A 22,394-nucleotide genomic window follows, 5' to 3' on the forward strand; every position below is an offset into this window, starting at 1 on the left:
GCAGGGGGGGGGTGCAATGAAAAAAAACAAACGGGAAATAACTCTCAAATCTTATGTGACGAAAAAAGAATACCGCCAAATCAAGCTTCTTGCCAAACAGACAGGCTTTTCCGTCTCTGAATATATCCGCCGGATTTTAACCGGTCAAAGGATAGAATCAAGACTTGACCAGGAAGCTTTTTTATCTGCGCTTAAAGTGAACGCCGATCTTGGCAGGCTTGGGGGGCTGTTTAAATATTATCTTACCCAGGGGTTTAAAAATGTGCCTCCTTCAGAAATAAGAAAGGTACTGCATGACATTGAAGACAGGCAGCGGCAGCTTAGGCCGGTCATTTCTAAAATTCGGGATATGGTGTAAGGTTGCAGCCCTGTTTCCTTCCATATATTCAGGCAACACCGACATTTTTGATGTCTTTGGACCATAGTACCATCATCACAGTTTAATGCCATGATATCAAAACGAATCCATTGCGGACCGCAAAACGACAACATAAAGCGTTTAGGGCTGTATATAGGCGCCGGTCATGAAAGAGAAAAGCTCTTTGCAAAATGGACAGCCAGCTGTTATGCGGGGCAAGATTATGATCTGGCCATTGATGAAATTAAAGCCACCCAGGCAATGAATACCCGGACCAAAAAAGAAAAAACTTATCATATGGTAGTCAGTTTTCATCCCGAAGATTTCAAAAAACTTTCCCTGGAAGATTTTAAAAATATTGAAAAAGAATTCGCTGCAGCTTTAGGTTTTGAAGATCATCAACGGCTCTGTGGAATACACATCAACACCGACAATCCCCACATGCACGTTGCTTACAATATGATTCATAAGGAAAAATACACCCGGCATGATCCTTTCTATGATTATTATAAACGGGATAAAACGTGCCGGCTCCTGGAGGAAAAATATAAGCTTAAGGTTGACGTTGGTGTTGAACAGCAATTTAGCGATTACGTTAACCAGCGGCAAACAGATGTTCAACACGTTTTTGACAATACCCGGGATTGGCAGTCCTTGCACAAAGAACTTGCCGTTTACGGCTTAACTGTGCTAATGCGCGGGAACGGCTGTGTCCTGGCCGCTATCGGCCACAAACAAAAAGATGGTCATCATATCAAATTAAGCGATTTTGATAAAAATTTGTCAAAGAAAAAGCTTCAGGACCGGTTTGGTTCTTATGAAAAATCAGCTGGCGATTATGAGGTAAAAGAATTTTTTCAACGGGAGCACAAACGGGAAAACGCCAAAGCCAAAGATTTTGAAACTAAAACAGGACTGAAATCCTTTGAGACCTTTGTTTTAGAGTCAAAAGAGTTTATCGCCCAGGCGGCAATCAAATCTAACACCTGGCAAGACTTCCATAGGGAACTTGCCAGAATCGGTCTTGAAGTTAAACCACGGGGGGCGGGTTTTGTTTTAACGGATATAGGCGGCAAGACTAAAAAAAATTCAAGCATCCCTTTTTCTAAAACCGGAATGCGAATTGTCAAAAACGGCATTATTCTTAAACGCCAAAAAAAAGGAGAGATGAACAATGGAAGAAACACAGGACAGCCCAGTAATAAAAACACCGGAAAACAACGAAACACAAGCACATGTAAGCAGTCCGGTTTTAGGCAACCTGAGCCGCTCTCCAAAAACAATTTGCGCAAATTGTCCAAATGCCGTTTGGCATATCACGGAACAGGACAAGTTGAGGATATTTTGTCGTTTGATGCACGCGCTTATAGACGAGAATCTGAAAGCTTGCGATGGGGCAATGATGGAAGATTGAAAATTTTAAGGGAATTTGAACCGTCCCAAGGCGGTTATACAATTGAAAAGCCGTATAAATTTGAACCGGTAAAAAAACTCAAATCCGCCAAAGAAAGAGAAGCTTGGAAGATTTATATTCAGGAACAAAAGCAACATAATTATAACTGGATAAAATTTAATAAAAATTTTCAGCGCTTTTATGGTGAAGATTATGGGATGTAAATTTATCGTTTTCAGAAGTTTTTAAATGATTTGACATTAATCCCCCCCTCCACAATACTTCTGCTATTGAATGCTACTTTCAAATAGGCATGTGCGACCCATGATACCATTATTCTTGACCTTTGTATTTCTCAAACGGTAATCGCATTATTTGCATTCCATAGGCCTGATATTTTTTCTTGTAAATTATATGGATGCAATATATCCATTAAAATAACAACAAATTGTGGCTTGCCGACAAGTCTGAGATTCATGTAAAAGCAGTCTGGTAAAGCGTTTTACTGACAAATTCGGATTTTTGACCCATCGGTACAAAAAAAAGCAGATTTTGGGCCAAACCGTCTAAAAACGCGCAGCAATATAATTAATGTTAGCTATTAAAGGCATTTTCTATGAAAGATATATATCGAATAAACATTGGCAACAAATGGAAATTAGAAGATTTATACGAATTCCCCCGTGCATACTACCAAGTGTATGCATTCCAATATTGTTTCATGCCGGATCAAAATATCGAACATAAAAATCAGTTATTAAAAATATTCAAAAACTATAAAGATAATGGCCAATACCGATATATTAATATTTATAAAAAATTTCAGCTACATGTATCACAGGAAAATAAGCCAGATATTTTTTCAATGCATTATGCTTCACCTGGCTGGATAGATTTGCTTCTTAACCCTGAAATTGCCTTACAAATTTCAAAATCCATTGCGATTTATCTTGGGTTGAGTGTTACAGCAGCAAAAACATACAAAACTATTTACAAAATGTTATCAGAGATTAACCAACAGAGAAACAAAAACAAATTAAATGATTTTCAATTAACAAAAAAACAAAATGAAGAATTGATTGCTATGTCCAATCACATTGCAAGGCTTATTGGTTTTGATAATGTTGGACAAATTGACCAATATACTGGTAATCCAGAGGTTACATTGAAAATCTTGCTTGCACATTACAGGCGCTTAAAAAATATTGAAAACTTTATAAGTGATGGGAAAGTAAGTTTAACTTCAAACAAAAAAGAAGGTAGCTAACAAGCCGGGTGCACGGGAGCCTTCTGCTGGCGCTTCAGGCCCGTGATCCGCAGGTTAGATAAGGAAGAAATATGACTGATGTTAAAATGATGTATGGCGAAGAGTTTTGGTCATATTTTTATGCCGCTATACAAAATGCAAAACGGCATGTTTTTATTTTTACTGCCTACACAAATACCTCCGATTTAAGAGATGTTTTGGGCAAGATTTCACACCTGCCTCACCTGGTGGTTGTCAGAGATGATTCGAACGTTTCAAGTAATCAAATCGGCAATGTCATCCTGACGGATCATTTGAAGTTTCATGCCAAAGTTTACGTTATCGATGATTTGGTTATTGTTGGTAGCCAGAATCTGTACAAGGTCAAAAAAATATCTCTTGCAGAAAAGAAAGGTGAGATTAGCGTCGCATTTAAACCAGACAATGCAATCAACATTATTTACCAATCGCTAATGATTGTTCTTCAAGGCGAATATGAAGCTTACTACGAAAACAAAATTGAGGATCTAAAAAAACGCTTTGGGCATGAGTATGATATTGGCTGGGTAGATTTCTTTAGGGAATACAAGTTAGAGTCATTTTTGAATCTAAATTCAGGCACTTGTCCATGTTGCGGGTCTCAATTGGTCTTAACAGAAAGAGATGAAGCCTTATTTGAGTGTTCTTCAAATACATATGGTCAAATTACGCAGTTTGAATGCGGAATCGGGAACGCCTGTAAGTATTGTATTTCTGATCCGATATTAGTAGAGCCTGAAGTTACTTATAGATGCTCTACTTGTAATTTTACAACTGGATACAGAATAACTGAAACTTACAAGAGACCCTATTATTCGTGGGAGGTTTTGGCCGCAGTAACCGTTCCCGATCAGCTTGAGAGTTTTCTAAAACTCTATTTTTACTTGATTGATGGATTGGGAGAGATGCAAGCGAACAACTTGCTGTCGTCATTAGGAATCCTTGGAAATCTCTATAGGCTCAACGTAAGTCAAAGAGACTATCAAATTTTGGGTTTCTAAAAAATATCTAACAAGGCAAATTAAAGCGGACTGGCTTACGGAATCCGTTTGGGAGATTAACCTCATGGGGAAAGAAGACCCTAATTTCCTTAAGCATCAGCGTATATTACGAAAATTCAACGTCTCAACTCATAATTGCTAACAAACCGCAAACGGGTCAACACGGACTCGCTAAAACTCGCCGTGAACAGCGGTCCTGAATTCATCCAGTACCGCGATTATACTTTAATGCATAAGGAAATATTATGAAGATTGTGTCAATATTTAATAACAAAGGTGGTGTTGGTAAAACCACATATATGTATCATGTTGCTCACCTACTTGCGAAAAATAAAAAATCGGTACTAATAGTTGATTTGGATAGTCAATGTAACCTTTCTTCATATTCAATATCTGATTCAGAATTAGAGAAAAGTTGGAAATCTGACAGGGGAAATAGTATATGGAATGCTCTTGAACCTGTCTACGAACGTTTAGGTGATATCAGAAAAAGACAGCCATCTTTAGTTGGGCCAAATTATCAAAATTTATATATAATTCCAGGCGATATTATGTTGAGTAATTTTGAGGATTCACTTGGCGATTCTTGGAATAGTGCTAAAGGTGGTAGCCCTGGAGACTTAAGAGTTCAGTCCGCAATCTATCGTTATATTTTATGGGCGGCGGAAAAAGTAAATGCTGATGTTGTTATGTTGGACCTTGGGCCTAATCTTGGAGCATTAAATAGAGCAGTATTAGCGGCAAGTGACTATTTTATGGTGCCAATGTCACCTGATTTATTTTCTATAAGAGGGACTTCGAATCTTGGATCAAAATTAGTTACTTGGAGAAATGAATGGGATCAGTGTAACTCTGCATTTACGGGGAATGATATTCAACTACCACACGGAAGACCGATGTTTTTGGGGTATGTAATGCAACAACATAATATTCGCAAAAACACAGAGGGGATGACGAAGGGATGGTCAATATTTGGTGACCGAGTAGAGCAAGCGGTAAAGGAAAATATTATTGATAAGCTTAATCCTATTGGTCAAGTTCATGACTGGGGAGATGGACAATGGAATATAGGTAAAATACCAAATCTTCATAGTTTGATTCCATACTCTTTAGAAGCAAGAAAACCTGTTTTTGACTGTGGTTCAAGAGATGGTTTGAGAGGGGCTCATATCTCTTCAGCGAGGGATTCAGCGAAGTTTTTCGAACCAATAGTAAACAAATTATTAAGTGTAGTATAACATGACGCTTCAGCGGACGTAAAAAGCCGCGCGGCTGAGCTTTTCGTTCACGGCGGCTGCGCCGCCGTGAACCGCGGTGCTGACTTCGTCCAGTACCTTGTCCCGGCCAGATGAACCAACCGAACTGGGGTATAATTGCACATTTAGGGTAAATCCGTCATAGGAATTGGGGGTGTAAGCCCTAACCCCCATATTGTTAGAAGCACCTAATCCGCAACTATGGAAACTATGGAGAAATGAAATTAGTGAACCAAGCATGGTTTGAAATGAATGATATCATCCGGAAAGATTTTAACCGATCAGTGTGGATACCATTGAGAGCTGTTTTCTATAATGAAAAAGAAGGAAAACCCGGTTACGATGGATACAAAGAAGATTTTTTCGGTACAGGCTCTGTCGCAATTCCGGTTGATAAGATTGAAGCTGCAAAAAAATTGGGCTGGATGGATGTTGGAATTAGTCATGAACATTCTGGCTGGGTTGAAGACGGCGAATACACACCAGCAGAATTATATAAAGATTGCAGAGGAGAATTTGAAGGGACACATCTCTTGTTGGCGCAAAGGACTGATGATGACAGTCCAAATGTGTGGCATCTTAACCAAGATTTAGTAATCACTTTAGGGCTGATTCGAGAAGGTAATTCTTGGCTCTGCCCGAAAGACGGATATACAGAAGTTGCACGATTAAAAACTTCTGATAATGAAGCCCCAGCCATGATAGAGGTCAAATCTCAATATTTAAAAGATTACCTTTGTGCAAGGAAACTGGCGTTATATATGACACACTATTTTAGTCGGAATGTTGTATGCGATGACGCCTCCCACATTTCATGGCAAAACGGTCGCAGTAAAGAAAATAATGAACAAGATAGCTGGGAAGGCATTATCATGGAAATACATGAAGGCGGTCATTCATTCGGTAAGAAAATGGCTGTATTTCATGTCTCAAGAACAGATGTTGACGAATCTGATGATGTTCCAGATATATCAGGCATTCCTACTGACGAGAATACCAATGGAGAATCTTGGGAAAAGGAATTTGAAGGCCGTAAATTATACAGAATTTCAGGCGAACTTTGGCGCAACGAAATATTAATGCCTGGAGCAAGTAGTCCTAAAGTACGCGGAGATGAAACTGACCCAACAGTTTTTTTTATTGTCGATGCTGAAGGAAATAAAAGTTGTGGCCGTGATTTGATTGACTCCGGGAAATGGCTTTGGTTTAAGCCAGACCTAATCATGGCGCTGTACCACAGAAGGGGTGGTCATCTATCTTTTTACACCGAACAAACAGGAACAGTTTCCTGTAGCTATGGATCTGGGACCCATTTCGGTATTAATGAACTGGGACTTTTAAATGTATACGCCAAGGATGTTGGCTTGTTGCCGGAGTGGCAGCAGCAAATTTGGGCCGGTTACAATATCTCTCCAGAAGGTGGAGTTTCTTCCGAACTACTCGCCTCTCAAGTGAGAGCAGAGCCAGCCAGCACTATGGCTCCAGAAGAGTTCCTATCAAAAGGTATAGAAGAAGCGAACAAGCTCTCACTGGCTAAGTTAGGCATAAGGCTCTTTCGAGACCATGAAGTTGTCCCAGAACTTATTAAAAAAGCACATCGCTTCAGATCTATTGATGAATCTTCTTTTTACGCATTGGCCAAAGATTTAGCGCGATTAATTGCCGACAGCCTTGATGCTCAAGCAATGCAAACCATTGTAGCTCCGCCGAAAAAGCAGAAATGGGGCTCATTAAAATCTTTAGAAAACCTTCTTGCCGCTAAATACGAGCTTGATTTCATTCGAAAGATTACAGCTCCCCTTGTTGGAATTTATGAGCTTAGACACGCGGATGCTCATTTGCCAAGCAGTAAAATCGAAGAAGCTTTCAATCTTATAGAAATTGATAGAGATTTACCGTTTGTGCATCAAGGGTTGCAAATGCTTCATCAGGTAGTGTCCAGTATTTATGGAATAGTTGAGGGCCTGCGAAGGTGGGAGTAAATGCTTTTAATCGGGATAGGACTCCCCATTACTGAGGAGTCTTCCCTCACCACCCGGCATACGGATCACGTACCAGGGCGGTTCGGCTGATTTTAGGAATCAGTTCCCGGGCAAGGATTCTTTTCAAGGGATCTGGATATAAAGCTGATTTTTGCAAATTTTTGAGGAAAAGCCGACCCCACAATATGTCTATCATTGAACCCCGAGAACCTTTCCAGGCAAGGCGTTGACTACTTCAATATTGTGTCACTGGAATTTTGGATATTGATGAAATAGTTTTTGTAAAAATCATCGGCCGACATCGTCCAAACGAAATCTGTTTTTGAGTTCAGGAATGATAAAATCGTCTATTTAACGGTGCTTGGTGCCTGATTTATATTATCCAAGTCTAAAATGACCACAATATATCGGCCTAAAATGGGCTTAAATAAAGAGTTTCGACGATGGAAAAATATTTACAAACCATTCCATCCAAGTTATCAATAATATTGAGCGCTTCTAAACGAGCGTCTCCATATATATATTGATAGGCCCCGGTGGGATCGGCCGGCCGGGGTCACCTCGCCTCATTTTTTTTGTACATCTCTCCCATGACACCTCCATAATCAACTGTTTGGAGATCCAACATACCCCACCCCAAAAAGCAAAAATGAAACGCCGTACACTTTAAATGATTTTTGACAGCCAAGGCGGATACCAGGTATAAAACCTCAATTAAAATCTACAGACCATAATCAAAGGAGAACCGTCATATGAGAATCCTTAAAGCCATTCTTTTCCTAAGCCTGATATTATTCCCTGCCTTATCCATAGCTGGCGGCAACACAACAAATGACTCTTTCAATAAAGCTAAAAAACGGCTGTTGAATCAGGTTTATTATGATCACCGGGAAACCTTTTATTGTGGGTGCCCATTTACCATGAAAAAAAAGGTGGGCCTGCAGGCTGATAAATTTTCTCCATCAACAAAATACCGAAAACGGGCAGACAGAATTGAATGGGAGCATGTTGTTCCTGCACAAAGTTTTGGGCAATCGTTTCGAGAATGGAGAAATGGTGACCCGGCCTGTGTGGATAAAAAAGGAAAGGCATTTAAAGGGAGAAACTGCGCTCAAAAGGTCAATATGGAATATCGGTATATGCAGGCAGACATGTATAATCTGGTCCCGGCCATCGGCCAAGTCAATGCGCTGCGGTCAAATTATTCTTATGCAATGATTCCGGGTGAACCCCGACGTTTTGGCAACTGTGACATGGAAATAGAAGACCGAAAAGCCGAACCCCGGCCTGAAATCCGGGGAGACATCGCCAGAATTTATTTTTATATGGATGATGCTTACCCCGGGCGTGGGATTATTTCAAAAAAGAACCGGAAACTGTTTCAGGCTTGGGCCAAGGAAGATCCGATAGACGATTGGGAAAGGGAAAGAGCCAAACGGATTGAAGCTGTCCAGGGCACTAAAAATAAATTTGTTCAGTAAGTTTATATTTTTGATGATAGCCCCTGGCAGCGAACCGCCAGGGGCTTGTTTATTGATGGTGATAACTATTAATAATAGTCTTGGCTTTTAAATTCGGCATTGATGGTATTTTGTTTATGATATAGTCCTCAGTGAAAAATTTTAAATATCCTCTACAATGCTTATGTTATTGAATGCTAATTCTAAATCGGCTCGGGTGTCCAATGATAGGCATATCTATCGCTTTTAGAGCACCCGTATTGTTCAACCTTATGCATAAAGTTGAACGAAAGCCTTTGCGAAGCATTTCGAATGATGGTATGAATTTTGGGGTTGATATTTAAAAATTTATCCAGATTTGCATATCCTTACTTTTCGGGTGTTATCCCGATAGATACGTGAGTGTGCAAGATAAACAGAAACCACAGATCAACTTCTTCGCTTTCGATCGGCGACTAATAAACTGTTCTGAGATTTGCAAGTAAAAAAAGAGTTAATATAAAAGAGGCTAAGATTTGGACTCGATAACTAATCTGTTACATAAAAAAAATCTGGTGAAAAAGAATTCTCCCAATATTGAGACAATTAATTCTCTTTCTTTAAATGATATTGAAAAAATTGGGGCCGAGCTCGAAGATATTATTAAATCAGAGACCAAGCCAGTTAAAAATAATATTTCAACTCATACTGCTTCTTCAGGATTAGGCGGTGGTATTAGTGAATGTTCTGGATTAAGTTGCCGTATCAATAGTATCGATCAATTATCAAGGTTTGCTTTAATGTATAGCGACAAAATATATATTCAAAGTTATTTTACGAAATATCCTTACATTTCAGTTTTTTATGATTTGGACTCACTTAGAGAAACATTTTTTGATGACATTACGCTTATTCTTAAGCTTGACCCTCTTATTGATAATGACTTTATAGGGTTTTATTGTCCCGCCACCGAAACCTGCTTTACGTGTCAGGCGAAAACGTTTATAGGGGAAGCTGCAGGGAAAAATTTTACAAGTTCTTATATAAACCTTCAGCAAAAATATCTCAATAATATGTCAGTCGAGGCAGTGATAGAGTATGACGAGTTAGAATTTCTATTTGACGGGCCTGAGCCATTTTTTCATCATTCTTATTCATGGTCTCAATTAGACATCCCTATTCCTCTAAAAAAAAGACCTACCATTTTAAAAAAAATTAAAGCTGGTGCAAAAGTTAACTTATCAAAAACAATGATTAAAGATTTAGGTTTTCATACTGACTATGCACACACTATAGTTTCTGACGCGCTGGCAGGAATAGCTGCTTCCAAGTTTTATAATAGTATCTTTATTTCTGATAATAATTTGCACTTTAACTTTTTAAATTCCTTGCAGCCGGTAAAAGAAATAGCTAATCGTAATAGAATTGCTGAAAAATATCTTACAGCGATAGTTCCATTTATAAATGACGTAAAATTAAGAGATATTCTCAAAATACGTCAAAGAGAAAAAGAATCTTTTTTGCTTTTCCGAAAGGGATTAAATGAAGCTATAAATAATTTTTCATCACCTTCAGGAATTACAACTGAAAAAGAAGCAAAAGATTTATACGCTGATATAATAAGGCCTTCAATTGCCCAACTTGATATAAAGGTCAAACAAGCTAAAAAAGATTTAGTAGTGAACACCTATAGACCGGTGATTGGTATAGCAGGGGTTATTTCATTTGGCATGCTGGCAGGATTGTTCCCTAATGATTTCTCTGAAATTATTAAAGCCCTTGGTCTTTTCAAGTTTGGTACTGACTTTGTATCTAATTTGTTGACTTTAGGTGATAGCGAAGAAAAATTGAAATCTGAACAGTTCTATTTTCTATGGAAATTAAAAAAGAAGGCGAATTCATAATTTCTTAGAGTATGATATTTTGTTACAACAAACAAAAGGCACCGGGCGAGCCAGTGATTTAGGTGATTACATATTTATAATATAAAAAGTTGACCGAGCAATCATGGTATTTAAGAACTCCCAAGCCATTATTGAAGCGGCGTTGACTACTTTTGTTATTGGTGACCAGAATTAAAAACCTGGTAGATCAAATCAAGTGTCTGAGGTCAAGACTACCTTCAGAACAATATCCGCTTTTCAAACGAATGAAGACAGTAGACTATCCCTGTCAGTCCACACCTTTTTTAAAATCAATAAAAGTCAATGATTCTCACATTATTCATAACTCACCTGATAAGGATAAGGGGGCATTTTTTAAAACGTTGTAGATGGTACCACGACTGACTCCATAAACTCGGGAAAGCTCCGTAGGGTTTATCCCGGCCGCGTTCTTTGTCCGGATTTCTTTTTTATGCTCATCGGTGAGGGATGATCTTCTCCCCAGGTGTTTGCCATTGGCCTTGGCTGCTGCAATACCTGCAAGCTGCCGTTCCTTTCTGAGGTTGGTTTCAAATTCTGCAAACACCCCAAGCATTTGAAGGAATGCCTTGCCGGTGGCTGTGCTGGTGTCGATCTTCTGATCCAGGATCTCAAGGGAAGCCTCCCTGCTTTCCAGGTGATCAACTATTTTGCATAGATCCCCGGTGTTCCTTGCCAGCCGGTCCAGTTTCCAAACCACAAGTTTATCGCCCTGGTTGATCATATCCAAAAGCAGGTTCAGGACTTCACGGCCCCTGGTAGTTGTTCCTGATTTTTTTTCCTGGCGATGGACTGCATCAGGGTAAGCAGCCTTTAAAGCTTCCACCTGCATATTTGTACTCTGGTCTAAGGTGCTGACTCTGGAATAAGTAAAAATCATCATGACATCCTTCCCGGTAAAAATGCCTGCTTAACTGTCAACAAGCTCCTAAACCTTTTTAAAAACAGTGTCAACAATTAAAAAAACAACCTTTTTAACGTGGTTTTATAGACTGTCAATAAGGTATACCTTTATAATAGATCTTTAATTTAGACGCGGGTAGTGGTTCACAGTGGGCCTATTTTCTTGACGTGAGTCGCCCTTTGTGAAATTTATATTAATCACAATCAAACTGACAATTAACAAAAAAAGGAGCTGCCTTGCGTCTCTCATTCCCCCCTAAAGAACATTGGGCAGTGTGGTTGCTGATTCCAGGAACAGAGCAATGGAAAGAATGGAGTATACCCGAAAAACTTGGTGTCATTGGCACCTACATTACGATTTTCGGATTTATAATTACCGGTGCATCTTTTTTGAATACCATTTCACCACCTTCTCAGACCACAGTAAATGTCTCGGGTTCCAACAATCTTACGGTTACCGGGGATGGTAATGTTATCCATCAAGAGATACCTCAAAAAGCCCAGGACTATCTTCTAAAAACACTCGACGAAAAAGACATTGCCCTTGAAAACCGGGATAAAATAATTGACGACTGGAAAAAACGGTACAAGGAACAGGAGAAAAGATTAGAAAATAGTTCCAGTGATGATCGACTTATCGCCCAGGCGAAAGATAAGTTAACAGCAGGAGACTTGGACGGAGCGGAAAAACTCCTGACAAAATCTTTTGAAAAAAACATTAAACAGATTGAGGAGAGCATAAACAGTGCCGCTGAAAGTGCCTATGAACTGGGTTCTGTCAAGGAACTCAAATTAGAATACAAGGAAGCCCAATACTATTTTGAACAAGCGGTTAAATGTGACCCAGGAAACAGCCTTTACTTAAATGATTTGGGACACATTCTATACACATTAGCTCAACATAAAAAAGCGATCGAGTATTACGAGAAGGCCCTGTCATCGGACCTGAAAACCTACGGTCCGGAACATCCGAATGTGGCAGTACGATGGAACAATCTGGGCTTGGCATGGCAATCCTTGGGCAAGTATAAGAAGGCGATCGAGTATTTCGATAAGTCCCTGGCATCGAACCTAAAAACCTACGGGCCGGAACATCCGGATGTGGCTTCAGACTGGAACAACCTGGGCTCGGCATGGAACTCCCTGGGCAAATATGAGAAGGCGATTGAGTATTATAAGAAGGCCCTGGGATCGAACATAAAAATCTACGGGGTAGAGCATCCAAATGTGGCCGTAAATTGGAACAATCTGGGCTCGGCATGGAACTCCCTTGGCAAGTATGATAAGGCGATCAAATTTTACGATAAGTCCCTGTCATCGAACATAAAAACCTACGGACTGGAGCATCCTGCGGTGGCCGTAGACTGGCACAATCTGGGCTTGGCATGGCAATCCTTGGGCAAGTATGAGAAGGCGATTGAATATTACAAGAAGTCCCTGTCATCGAATATAAAAACCTACGGGGTGGAGCATCCAAATGTGGCCGTAGACTGGAACAATCTGGGCTCGGCATGGAACTTCCTGGGCAAGTATAAGAAGGCGATCGAGTATTTCGATAAGTCCCTGGCATCGAACCTAAAAACCTACGGGCCAGAGTATCCAAATGTGGCTGTATGCTGGAACAATCTGGGCTCGGCATGGAACTTCCTGGGCAAGTATGAGAAGGCGATCGAGTATTATGAGAAAGCCCTGGCATCGGGCCTGAAAACCTACGGGTCGGAGCATCCAAATGTGGCCGTAAACTGGAGCAATCTGGGCTCGGCATGGAACTTCCTGGGCAAGCATAAGAAGGCGATCGAGTATTACGAGAAGGCCCTGGCATCGAACATAAAAACCTACGGGGTGGAGCATCCAAATGTGGCCGTAGACTGGAACAATCTGGGCTCGGCATGGTACTCCCTGGGCAAGTATGAGAAGGCGATCGAGTATTACGAGAAGGCCCTATCATCAGACCTGAAAACCTACGGGCCTGAGCATACGGAGGTCGCCCTAGACTGGAACAATCTGGGCACGGCATGGTACTCTCTGGGCAAGTATGAGAAGGCGATCGAGTATTTAGAAAAATCATTAACCGTTTTTGAAAATAGCTTGGGAAATGATCACCCTGATACAATCTCAGTAAGGGAAAACCTTCAATCAATTAAAAACTCATATCAAAAAGTGTGAAATCGAGTCAAGATTAGCCACAGATAACGGAGGTTATGGTAACTTCCAGCCCAGATCACTTCCCCCACAGTCTATAAATTTAAACAAGAAAAAGGCGGCTTTTCTCGGTCGGACGTTGTGTGCTACCCCATGATCGGCCGGCCCTTCTCTTGGTAGGGACCAAAAAGCTCCCAGTGCTGAATAGACCCCTCTCCATCAATCTTCTCTGTCTCAATAGCCCCAGGGATTTTGAAACAGATATAGACCTTTTGTGGTATTCCCTGAATCCGAGCATCTGGACATCAAAGGAAATCCCTCCTACCTAATCCGGTGTCCTGCTCCCAGCAAGGCCCAGAAATGACGTGAATTTTAAATGGGTTTGAAGAGTTAATGAAAGTTTCTTAATCTACAGAATTAGAAACTAAAAAACACCAAGGCGTCTTTGAATAAAGGTTTTAATGTTATTTTATTTTTTAAGCATATTGATGATTTTCCGCAGATCCCTAAAAAATATCCCCCGGCAGTGGATATCACCAGGGGACCTTCCCATTTTTTGGGGGCTGAATCGGTTGAAATTGCGTTTTTATAATGGTAACCCCTATTTACAAGGTTTTAGAAAAAAACTGGGGCATCGAGTTAGAGTAACCTTTCGTTCCGTTGGACTTCAGTCCCCCCTGAGAGCATTGATTTTTCGTTACAGCCATTGAGGCTTTTCACTGTCCTATCAAACGATCGTTTTTTGAGACTTAATAAAAAGGTGTATCATATTTCTAAAACAAGAGTGCCGAGCATTGCTTCTGCCATTTCTCACCTTTCTGAAATCGTTGGCAGTCCGCTTTTATACCTAAGCTTTCTTTTTAAATCGCCGGGAGTTTATCCAAAAGCAGCTTAACTCCGTGTTCGCTTTTTGGGGACATAGCCTTGCTTCATTTAGAGAAAAAAGGGGGGGGACGTATGTTGAAGAACTATGAACTTAGCGCGCTGACGCGCGGGCTTTTTAATCTCGTACAAACTCCATAGTGTCTTGATTACAACTGGGACACCCCAAAACCGGCATAAATTCTTCATAACACCTGCCTTCAAATTCAGCTATTCCTATTTCAACATCTATAATGGCTTCATTAACTTTCATTTCATGATGGCATTGTGAACAACGATAGTTGTATTCCTCCGGCGGGGGGCCAAACGGAATATCCGCCACCTCTATCAACTTTTTCTTGCTCAATTTTCACTTCCTCTAAAGTCGAAACAATATCATACAGAACACCATGCTTGGGATGCCATATCGTCATCAATTCCATTTCAGATTCACAATATTGACATCTCATGGGATCTATCCCGCTGATCTCCTGATATCTTTCTCGATATTTTTTCCGTTTTACTATTTGATACGCACCTTTGACTATTCGGCCTATTCGCTTTATCCCTCTCGGAATCACTTCAGACCATTTTTTGTACGTTTTAGTAGCCTCTAAACCGTAATATCGTACTCTTTGAAAACCTTTCGGCATGATGTGCTGAACCATCCGTCCTATAAATGTATAAACATGCACTTTTTCAAATGTTTTCGACTTGGTGCGGTGATCCTTATACCAATACTCAACAGTTTGACCATCGTAATTGACTATGCGTCGTACTGCTATTGGAGGAGACGCCACATACCTGGCTAAATATCCTGCTAATCCACGGCAGGATTCTGGTACGCTCCCTTTACTGACATTTGCAACAAGCCCATTGGGATATTGCTTCCAGAGTTTATTCACAAGCTGGTTTATTTCCAATGAATCAAAATATCTTTTCAACCACGCAAACAAATGGTATTGCCATTTCTTGTGGATTATCTCGTACTTAAAATAGCCTAAATCATACCAGCGTTCATGTTCAGTACTAACTCCACCGCTTGTCATTATAACGTGTAAATGTGGATTATATTGCCCTGACCGACCATGGGTTTGAACAACGACTATACTTCCTATTTTCAACATTTTTCTCTTTACCGTACTGACTACATCTTCTAAACATTCAGCCCCACACTTCATAAAGCCTGACAGCAAATATTTATTGAAACGCTCTTTGAAAAATACTGGCCTTAACTGCTCTGGCAGCGTTAATACGATGTGTCTGTAAATAACTCCTGTATGCAGCACCCCACTTACTTGGCTGACAAAATTATCAACGTATTGCTTGGCACATGAAAGGCAAAAACAACTTTTACAACTGAAGGGTACTCGCCTTCTGTCCCGGCCACAATACATGCAGATGTACTCGCTGTAACCGTTGGAGGCATCTCTGCACCCAAGCATTTTCTGAACCGGGTTATCGTATTGATCAATGTCATATTTCGGATAGGCCTTTATGAAATTTCCCCAATGATCATCGAAGATTTTTTTAAAAACATCAACATCTGAATAAATTGATTTTCTATCCGAGAACCAAGTCATGAAAGGATTTAAACATATTTTTTATATTTCCACAAATGAAGGGACCGTGGTAAAAATGGAAATTCCTATACTCTAAATTTATAATGTTTTGTTTGAATTCACACTTCCCGGTTTTTATCCATTTATTAGCCTCATTTTTTGGAAACTGATTTCATTGGGATTGTTTTATATATCAGTTTGTTATCTATTTTTCTATGGGGATTTTCCCCTAAATGTTTAATTACACCCATAATACATTAAATTTAATGAATCTTAACTTTTGGTAAAAAGTTAAGATTTATCACAATAAGGAGACTATGCTAAGAACTTGTAGAAGAACTCAACGCCTTTGTTAAAAGGCCTCTCGGAGACCAATAATAGAGATAGTGTGGGGTCTGATTTTCCTTAAAATTTTCCTGAAAATAAGATTTCTAAATTTTTTTCTCCCGTTTGAATTTATCATAATTCCTCTGCACAATTTTTGTATTTGGATGATCTTTCCCAAGCTGGGCCTTTAATATTTTCAGAGCCCTTTGATAAAGGGGCTCGGCTTCTTCATATTTACCCTGGGACCTGTAAAGCTCGGCCAGGTTGTTCAATGTGGTTGCGACAGAGGGATGGTCAGGGCCAAGCACCGTTTCTTTTATCTTCAGAGCCCTTTGACAAAGGGGCTCGGCTTCTTCATATTTACCCTGGGACTCATATAGCCCGGCCAGGTTGTTCAATGTGGTTGCGACAGAGGGATGGTCAGGGCCAAGCACCGTTTCTCTTATCTTCAGAGCCCTTTGATAAAGGGGCTCGGCTTCTTCATATTTACCCTGGGACTCATATAGCCCGGCCAGGTTGTTCAATGTGGTTGCGACAGAGGGATGGTCAGGGCCAAGCACCGTTTCTCTTATCTTCAGAGCCCTTTGATAAAGGGGCTCGGCTTCTTCATATTTACCCTGGGACTCATATAGCCCGGCCAGGTTGTTCAATGTGGTTGCGACAGAGGGATGGTCAGGGCCAAGCACCGTTTCTCTTATCTTCAGAGCCCTTTGATAAAGGGGCTCGGCTTCTTCATATTTACCCTGGGAATGATATAGCCCGGCCAGGTTGTTCAATGTGGCTGCGACAGAGGGATGGTCAGGGCCAAGCACCGTTTCTGTTATCTTCAGAGCCCTTTGATAAAGGGGCTCGGCTTCTTCATATTTACCCTGGGACTCATATAGCCCGGCCAGGTTGTTCAATGTGGTTGCGACAGAGGGATGGTCAGGGCCAAGCACCGTTTCTCTTATCTTCAGAGCCCTTTGATAAAGGGGCTCGGCTTCTTCATATTTACCCTGGGACTCATATAGCCCGGCCAGGTTGTTCAATGTGGCTGCGACAGAGGGATGGTCAGGGCCTTTTGCCTTCTCTACTCTTTTCAAACAGGTTAAAATAATGGTTTCACTTGAAACGTATCTTCCTGTCCTCTCTAAATAGTTACCTAAAGTAGATAATTCGTTATTATCCGGGAATTCATCCTCTGGCTGGTCCTTATCGGCCATATTGGCTATGTGAACAATGTGAGGAATCAATCCATATCCTCTAATGTACTGACCTTTATCCATCAATTCATTTATCTTGCCATGGATATATTGGAGAACCGTCTCGCCCCATGTGATGCGGTCATCCAAGAATATTATTGCTTGCTGGACTATACGATGGACGCCATACCCTGTGGCAGTTCTTTTCAGGATAGATAACTCGGTTAAATTGGATAGGATCTCATAAATCTGCTTTGATGAAATTTTCAATATATCCGCCAGTAGTTCGGGATCAATGAAGTCCGGATCAAAGTATGCCGCTGAGCAAAGTACTTCTTTTGTTTTGGGGATGGAAAATTGATACCCAGCCAAATTCAAAGAAGCCAGAATGCTTGTACATTCTTTATTGCAGGTCGGCCGCTCTCTGGTGATCAGCTCTTTGGGCAAATAGACGGCAAGTTTTTCCAATGAATATCCCCGAGAAAGGCTTCCGATAATCTCCAGAGCCAAGGGTAGGAATTCCACTTTTTTACAAATTCCCTGGATAAGGCTTAAATCATGTGTAGTGATTTTCTCCTTTTCCAAGTGAGCGTATCCTAAAAAAATGTCCAAAGCTGTGTCTGGATAAGGCAATTCCATATTCACATGGGGAACGGCCAACTTTTGATTCCGTGTGGTTACAAGCAAATCGGAATCACTGATAGTAAAAATTTTTTTAGGGATCTGATCGGTTTCAAGGTTGTCTAAAATAATAAGCTTTTTACCAAATGTTTGAAGCTGTGATAGGAGTAGATTGATCTGACTCTTTTCGTCGAGATCCTCCCAGCCTTCACGGAGAAGGCCTTTTGTTTCAGCTACCTGCAAAAATTTTGATACTGCTCCTGTCAACCCCGATTCCATGCCCAACCAAAACACGCCACCAGGGTATTCTCCGCTATACTTCCAGGCATATTCAACGGCCATAGCAGTTTTACCGATTCCTCCCTGACCGACAGCTGCAGCTTGACAGACAGCCGCCTGATATCCCTTGGAAAACGCCTCTCTGATTTTAGCAGTCCAAATATCACTGTTTTTAAGAAAAGTATTTTGTGGGTATGGCACCAGAAACAAAGGCGTATCAGGATGATCTAAATTCTCTTTTAATGTATCTACAGTTTTATAGAAAAGGTCTTTTATTTCATCCGTTGCCTTTGTTGTATGCACTTTAACTCCATTTTCAGCCCTATCAACGTCACTTTTGGTTGAAGGTTCCGGTTGCTGGGCATTCAAGTAAGCTTTTATCAACCGGATAATTGCAAGGATAAAGCCAACCACGAAAATCAAAGTCCAAATTTGGGCAGAACCGTTTCCGTTTAGTGCGTTTTTATAATTCAGTCCGACCACAACCAATGACAAGATGATAACAATTGAATCGAAAAGCAAAATTTTGCCATTCAAAGTCATATAAACACCACTATCAATTTTTTAGAGGAGGAATTTAAGATGATGGGATCGATTTTAAGCATGAGCAGCCTCCATATGATACAATAGAAAAAAAGATTTTGACGATTAGACAAATACCGCCTCATTACAAATTTTGCCGGAGTCGTCAAGCTACATCACCATCCTAAAACAGAGTTATACATATTTTTTAAACTCAGATTTTTTGCATTAGTAGAAACGCTATCAAATTCTGGTGTCTTAATAATATCAACAATCCAGGTGAGAAATACCAAGGTCCTCAATAATGATATAACCTACATTTCGCACTAAAAAATTTCTTTTGTTCCTATTTTTTTGCCAGCTTTTTTTTCATTTATGCCGGCTCAAATTGCCACCACTTATCTTTTAGACTTCCATAAACCAATTCGGGTACTCCCAATAACTGAAGCACTTGTCCGTGAAGTTCCGTAACACCTTTAACAGGCCCAATGAAAACATAGCTGCGTTTTCACCCAATATAAATTCCCTAAATTAAAATAGGGGTTTGAAGTCCAACGGAACGAAAAGTTACTATAACAATCTAAAGTGTCAGGATAGGTTCAAAGGCCCTCGGGAAAACATGTCAGGAAAATTAAAAACCAATTTTAATCTGACACAAATCAGTATGGTTACCTGACATCAGGTTGAAGTATACTCTAACCTGACGTCTAAAACGTTAAGGATTGTGTCGACCTGGAAGGTTAATCTCAATCCTTAACGTTTTTGTAAATCACAAACCGCACATCCTGGTAGCTACGCTACTTTTAGGCCGGGTTGGAATCCTTATAGTAACTTTTCGTACCATTGGACTTCAAACCCCAAATAGCACTGGAACTTATGGTCTTTTTTAGGTGAAATCACCCCATATATTGCTTTTTCACCTCTAAAAATCACCAAAAACTTCCGGTTCCTCTGTTTCTCGGAAGTTTTTTTATTCTCGTTTTGTTTTCCTTCGGACATCTGAATTTAATAAGTTATATTTTTTCAGCTTGCCGTCATAAGGAATATCACGTTTTTACAGTATCTTCGAAAAAACTTCCGGATCAAATTGGAAACGGAAGTTTTATTGGGTGAAAACGCAGCTATGTTTTCATTGGGCCTGTTCAATTACTGCCCCCCCCCTATCGGCCTAAACATACTATTTTTAAGGTCAGGGAACTATTTTGTATCTTTCGGAGGACAAGGGTCCCCACCGTGACTATCCGCGTTCTGGATAGCACCATTTTTTTTATGGATAATAAACTCGGATTTTTGATTCTTACTGACCCCACGGCCATAATCTACCGCATCCTGTTTTTTGTCAAAGTGCTTGATGGATTTCTGTCCACCACCTTTTTTGACATCCCATCCACTTTCGGAGTTCGGAACCACATGATGTGTTTTTCGGGGCATAATTTTTCTCCTTATTTCATATTGAGGTCATTTCGTATTTGATTCCATCTTTGAGTGAGTTCTTCATTCATTTTGAAAAATATCTTTGATGATAATAAAAAGCCGGCTGAATGTTTAGCAGCCTCATAGGCTGTAAAAGAATCAAGTATCGAGGCTGCCGTTTTTGGATTTTTACTATTGGCTTCATTCAGAAATAGTGAATGAAGCTCATCATATGTATTTTTGTAGATGCATCTCAACAGTTCAAGCGTCAACCATTGAATACAAATTTCTGTTGAAAAGACCAGTTGGGTAATCCACATTAATGTTTCCGGTTTACATTCAGGCGAACCGAAAAAAAATACCCAAATGATTATATATATAACTGTAATCATTCGTTTTAAAATAAGCATCCGAGCAGCAACTTCTTTACTGAAAAAAGAATTTTCCATTGTGTTTGCGCCAAGGCGTAATATATTTGGTGCATATCCATTGTTGTAATAATGAACTGTACGGTCGTGTGATAACGGTACTCCAAAAGAATTCGATAAAAACTGCTGCCTTCTTTTTCTTTCAGCTCTTGGCAAAAGATAAAATCTTGAAAATTGAGCTAAACAAAAATGAATTAACACCAAACAGATAAATACAAGTTGAATTTTGGATGCAACTTCTGGATTAATATTTTGTTTTACATAAGGAATGAAAAGGGACGATCCAGCAATTATCCAAAAAAGGTATCCTGTTACTTTCCCTGCTTTATTCACAGGCTCATAATAACGGTTTACCTCATCTACTCTATTTTGTGGGTTTTTACTCATAGTTCCGGCAAAATTTTTTTGATTTCAGTTTCAGCAGCAATTGACATACCATAATATTCGTATTCCTTTGCTTGTTTGGCATATCTTTTAGCTCTATCGACTTTGTCTTTGATGTACTGAGCCGTTTCATAGGTATATTCAAATCCAGACCAAAAAAAATAGAAATAATCTTTTTGTGTAGTACATGACCCAAAAAATTGATTTACAATATATCTTTCAAGCGAAAAGGAATTATACGGATGACCGTGTGTGGCATTCCAATATTTTATTAAGCGTACTAACGGTTTGATTTTATAGTTTTCAGAAATATTTTTATCCATAAGAGCCTGGTTAGTACCGTTAGGGTCTGTCGACATCCAGTTTGACCAATCAGATGCCGGAGAAGGAATTTGAATTTGATATACCCAATCAGAAACAGCAGGAACAAGTTCAAAGTTTATATGATTCAGGGAAAGGACAATCGTCGGGCTTGATTGAGAAATTTCAGAAGTTGAATACTTATTTTTTGCGAATCGTTTTAATCGATTCAGATATGTTTGAGGCGTTTTTTTGCCGTCAGAGGTATTAAAAATTATCATATAGTCAATATCTGATTTGCTATCCGCTTTTCTTGGTAATATTGTACCACGATTATTAGACCCGAATTGAAAATGGTTCGTTATACCACCACCAAAATAAGCTTCTAACCTTATTTTTAAGGTACTTATAGATTTCGTAATACTTGCTTTTTCATCTGATGATAGCACCAGGCCACTTGCCAAGCTTATTAAATATGAATTAACTGTCATCTTTCTCTTCTGTGTTTAAGGGTCCGTTAAAAAAATAACCATCTATAGAGCCTCTTGCAGAAATAATTTATCTGCAAGAGGCTCTATAGATAGGTTTTTTGGGCACAACACCCCGAAAAGGGTGTATTCCAAGTTTCATGAAAGGTCAATGGCTTGTATTGGCAATGTTTTGCGGCCTGTCTCTCATCAGTCAGGTAAAATATAACAGGTCAGATCAATTAACCCTTCAGAAACTAACTAAAAATAATCGGTCTTTAATTAATTTTTTATTATTCATATGACATTTGTTTCTTAGCATAATCGCGGTGCTGATCGGCGCACAGCACCGGCCGGACCATCAGAAA

16 protein-coding genes are annotated in these 22,394 nt (G+C 39.8%); 9 read left to right on the forward strand and 7 right to left on the reverse strand.

The genetic code is table 11. From position 1 onward, the window contains the following. Positions 1-16: 16 nt before the first annotated feature. The 5 genes from EYB58_RS11695 (at position 17) to EYB58_RS11715 (ending at position 5,275) form a co-directional block, all read left to right on the forward strand. A complete protein-coding gene (locus EYB58_RS11695) occupies positions 17-358 on the forward strand; it encodes a plasmid mobilization protein (protein WP_111953072.1) in 342 nt (113 codons plus the stop codon). A 90-nt stretch (positions 359-448) separates the two neighbouring features. Further along, positions 449-1,975, forward strand: coding sequence for a relaxase/mobilization nuclease domain-containing protein (locus EYB58_RS11700; protein WP_111953074.1), 1,527 nt, complete (start codon positions 449-451; stop codon positions 1,973-1,975). 392 nt (positions 1,976-2,367) lie between these two features. Then, positions 2,368-3,018, forward strand: coding sequence for a hypothetical protein (locus EYB58_RS11705; RefSeq protein ID WP_111953076.1), 651 nt, complete (start codon positions 2,368-2,370; stop codon positions 3,016-3,018). A 71-nt stretch (positions 3,019-3,089) separates the two neighbouring features. Beyond that, positions 3,090-4,037, forward strand: a complete 948-nt coding sequence (locus EYB58_RS11710; protein WP_111953078.1) for a phospholipase D-like domain-containing protein — start codon at positions 3,090-3,092, stop codon at positions 4,035-4,037. A gap of 245 nt (positions 4,038-4,282) precedes the next feature. Further along, positions 4,283-5,275: a ParA family protein gene (locus EYB58_RS11715; protein ID WP_111953080.1), complete on the forward strand. Its 993-nt coding sequence runs from the start codon at positions 4,283-4,285 to the stop codon at positions 5,273-5,275. Between the two features lie 9 nt (positions 5,276-5,284). Here the strand turns inward: EYB58_RS11715 and EYB58_RS11720 are convergent, their stop codons facing one another. Next, a complete protein-coding gene (locus EYB58_RS11720; protein ID WP_111953082.1) occupies positions 5,285-5,467 on the reverse strand; it encodes a hypothetical protein in 183 nt (60 codons plus the stop codon). 44 nt (positions 5,468-5,511) lie between these two features. Between EYB58_RS11720 and EYB58_RS11725 the strand changes: the two genes are divergently transcribed. The 3 genes from EYB58_RS11725 to EYB58_RS11735 all read left to right on the forward strand — a co-directional run bounded on the left by EYB58_RS11725 (position 5,512) and on the right by EYB58_RS11735 (position 10,618). After that, entirely contained in the window at positions 5,512-7,275 is a 1,764-nt protein-coding gene (locus tag EYB58_RS11725) for a hypothetical protein (protein ID WP_111953084.1), read from the forward strand. A gap of 752 nt (positions 7,276-8,027) precedes the next feature. Further along, positions 8,028-8,756: an endonuclease gene (locus tag EYB58_RS11730; protein ID WP_111953086.1), complete on the forward strand. Its 729-nt coding sequence runs from the start codon at positions 8,028-8,030 to the stop codon at positions 8,754-8,756. Between the two features lie 533 nt (positions 8,757-9,289). Then, complete coding sequence (locus EYB58_RS11735; RefSeq protein ID WP_131072050.1) at positions 9,290-10,618, forward strand: hypothetical protein; 1,329 nt, start codon at positions 9,290-9,292, stop codon at positions 10,616-10,618. 319 nt (positions 10,619-10,937) lie between these two features. On the opposite strand, the gene EYB58_RS11740 is transcribed toward EYB58_RS11735, so the two are convergent. Beyond that, on the reverse strand, positions 10,938-11,519 hold the full coding sequence (locus EYB58_RS11740) for a recombinase family protein (RefSeq protein WP_111958357.1): 582 nt from the start codon (positions 11,517-11,519) through the stop codon (positions 10,938-10,940). A 257-nt stretch (positions 11,520-11,776) separates the two neighbouring features. Between EYB58_RS11740 and EYB58_RS11745 the strand changes: the two genes are divergently transcribed. Beyond that, positions 11,777-13,705, forward strand: a complete 1,929-nt coding sequence (locus EYB58_RS11745) for a tetratricopeptide repeat protein (RefSeq protein ID WP_111958355.1) — start codon at positions 11,777-11,779, stop codon at positions 13,703-13,705. A 1,112-nt stretch (positions 13,706-14,817) separates the two neighbouring features. On the opposite strand, the gene EYB58_RS11750 is transcribed toward EYB58_RS11745, so the two are convergent. From EYB58_RS11750 to EYB58_RS11770, 5 genes are all read right to left on the reverse strand, one after another. Continuing rightward, the gene (locus EYB58_RS11750; protein ID WP_111958353.1) at positions 14,818-16,125 is read right to left on the reverse strand and encodes an IS91 family transposase; all 1,308 of its coding nucleotides are present in this window, start codon (positions 16,123-16,125) and stop codon (positions 14,818-14,820) included. A gap of 410 nt (positions 16,126-16,535) precedes the next feature. Further along, positions 16,536-18,815 carry a tetratricopeptide repeat protein gene (locus EYB58_RS23945; protein ID WP_165477765.1) on the reverse strand — a complete coding sequence of 760 codons (2,280 nt, stop codon included), beginning with the start codon at positions 18,813-18,815 and terminating at the stop codon, positions 16,536-16,538. 1,416 nt (positions 18,816-20,231) lie between these two features. Then, positions 20,232-20,465 carry a DUF2188 domain-containing protein gene (locus tag EYB58_RS11760; protein WP_111958349.1) on the reverse strand — a complete coding sequence of 78 codons (234 nt, stop codon included), beginning with the start codon at positions 20,463-20,465 and terminating at the stop codon, positions 20,232-20,234. A gap of 11 nt (positions 20,466-20,476) precedes the next feature. Then, entirely contained in the window at positions 20,477-21,262 is a 786-nt protein-coding gene (locus tag EYB58_RS11765; protein ID WP_131072052.1) for a hypothetical protein, read from the reverse strand. After that, positions 21,259-22,050, reverse strand: a complete 792-nt coding sequence (locus tag EYB58_RS11770) for an SMODS domain-containing nucleotidyltransferase (protein WP_111958345.1) — start codon at positions 22,048-22,050, stop codon at positions 21,259-21,261. Before EYB58_RS11770 ends, EYB58_RS11765 begins: the two co-directional genes overlap by 4 nt. Positions 22,051-22,394 lie beyond the last annotated feature (344 nt).

Source organism: Desulfobacter hydrogenophilus (assembly GCF_004319545.1).
GTDB classification, from domain to species: domain Bacteria; phylum Desulfobacterota; class Desulfobacteria; order Desulfobacterales; family Desulfobacteraceae; genus Desulfobacter; species Desulfobacter hydrogenophilus.

Excerpts from the sequence above, each read along its gene's own strand:
- EYB58_RS11710 (WP_111953078.1), top strand. The coding sequence starts at position 3,090 with ATGACTGATGTTAAAATGATGTATGGCGAAGAGTTTTGGTCATATTTT.
- EYB58_RS11750 (WP_111958353.1), bottom strand. The coding sequence starts at position 16,125 with ATGACTTGGTTCTCGGATAGAAAATCAATTTATTCAGATGTTGATGTT.
- EYB58_RS11730 (WP_111953086.1), top strand. The coding sequence starts at position 8,028 with ATGAGAATCCTTAAAGCCATTCTTTTCCTAAGCCTGATATTATTCCCT.
- EYB58_RS11715 (WP_111953080.1), top strand. The coding sequence starts at position 4,283 with ATGAAGATTGTGTCAATATTTAATAACAAAGGTGGTGTTGGTAAAACC.
- EYB58_RS11740 (WP_111958357.1), bottom strand. The coding sequence starts at position 11,519 with ATGATGATTTTTACTTATTCCAGAGTCAGCACCTTAGACCAGAGTACA.
- EYB58_RS11760 (WP_111958349.1), bottom strand. The coding sequence starts at position 20,465 with ATGCCCCGAAAAACACATCATGTGGTTCCGAACTCCGAAAGTGGATGG.
- EYB58_RS11725 (WP_111953084.1), top strand. The coding sequence starts at position 5,512 with ATGAAATTAGTGAACCAAGCATGGTTTGAAATGAATGATATCATCCGG.
- EYB58_RS11765 (WP_131072052.1), bottom strand. The coding sequence starts at position 21,262 with ATGAGTAAAAACCCACAAAATAGAGTAGATGAGGTAAACCGTTATTAT.
- EYB58_RS11770 (WP_111958345.1), bottom strand. The coding sequence starts at position 22,050 with ATGACAGTTAATTCATATTTAATAAGCTTGGCAAGTGGCCTGGTGCTA.
- EYB58_RS11700 (WP_111953074.1), top strand. The coding sequence starts at position 449 with ATGATATCAAAACGAATCCATTGCGGACCGCAAAACGACAACATAAAG.
- EYB58_RS11705 (WP_111953076.1), top strand. The coding sequence starts at position 2,368 with ATGAAAGATATATATCGAATAAACATTGGCAACAAATGGAAATTAGAA.
- EYB58_RS11695 (WP_111953072.1), top strand. The coding sequence starts at position 17 with ATGAAAAAAAACAAACGGGAAATAACTCTCAAATCTTATGTGACGAAA.
- EYB58_RS11720 (WP_111953082.1), bottom strand. The coding sequence starts at position 5,467 with ATGGGGGTTAGGGCTTACACCCCCAATTCCTATGACGGATTTACCCTA.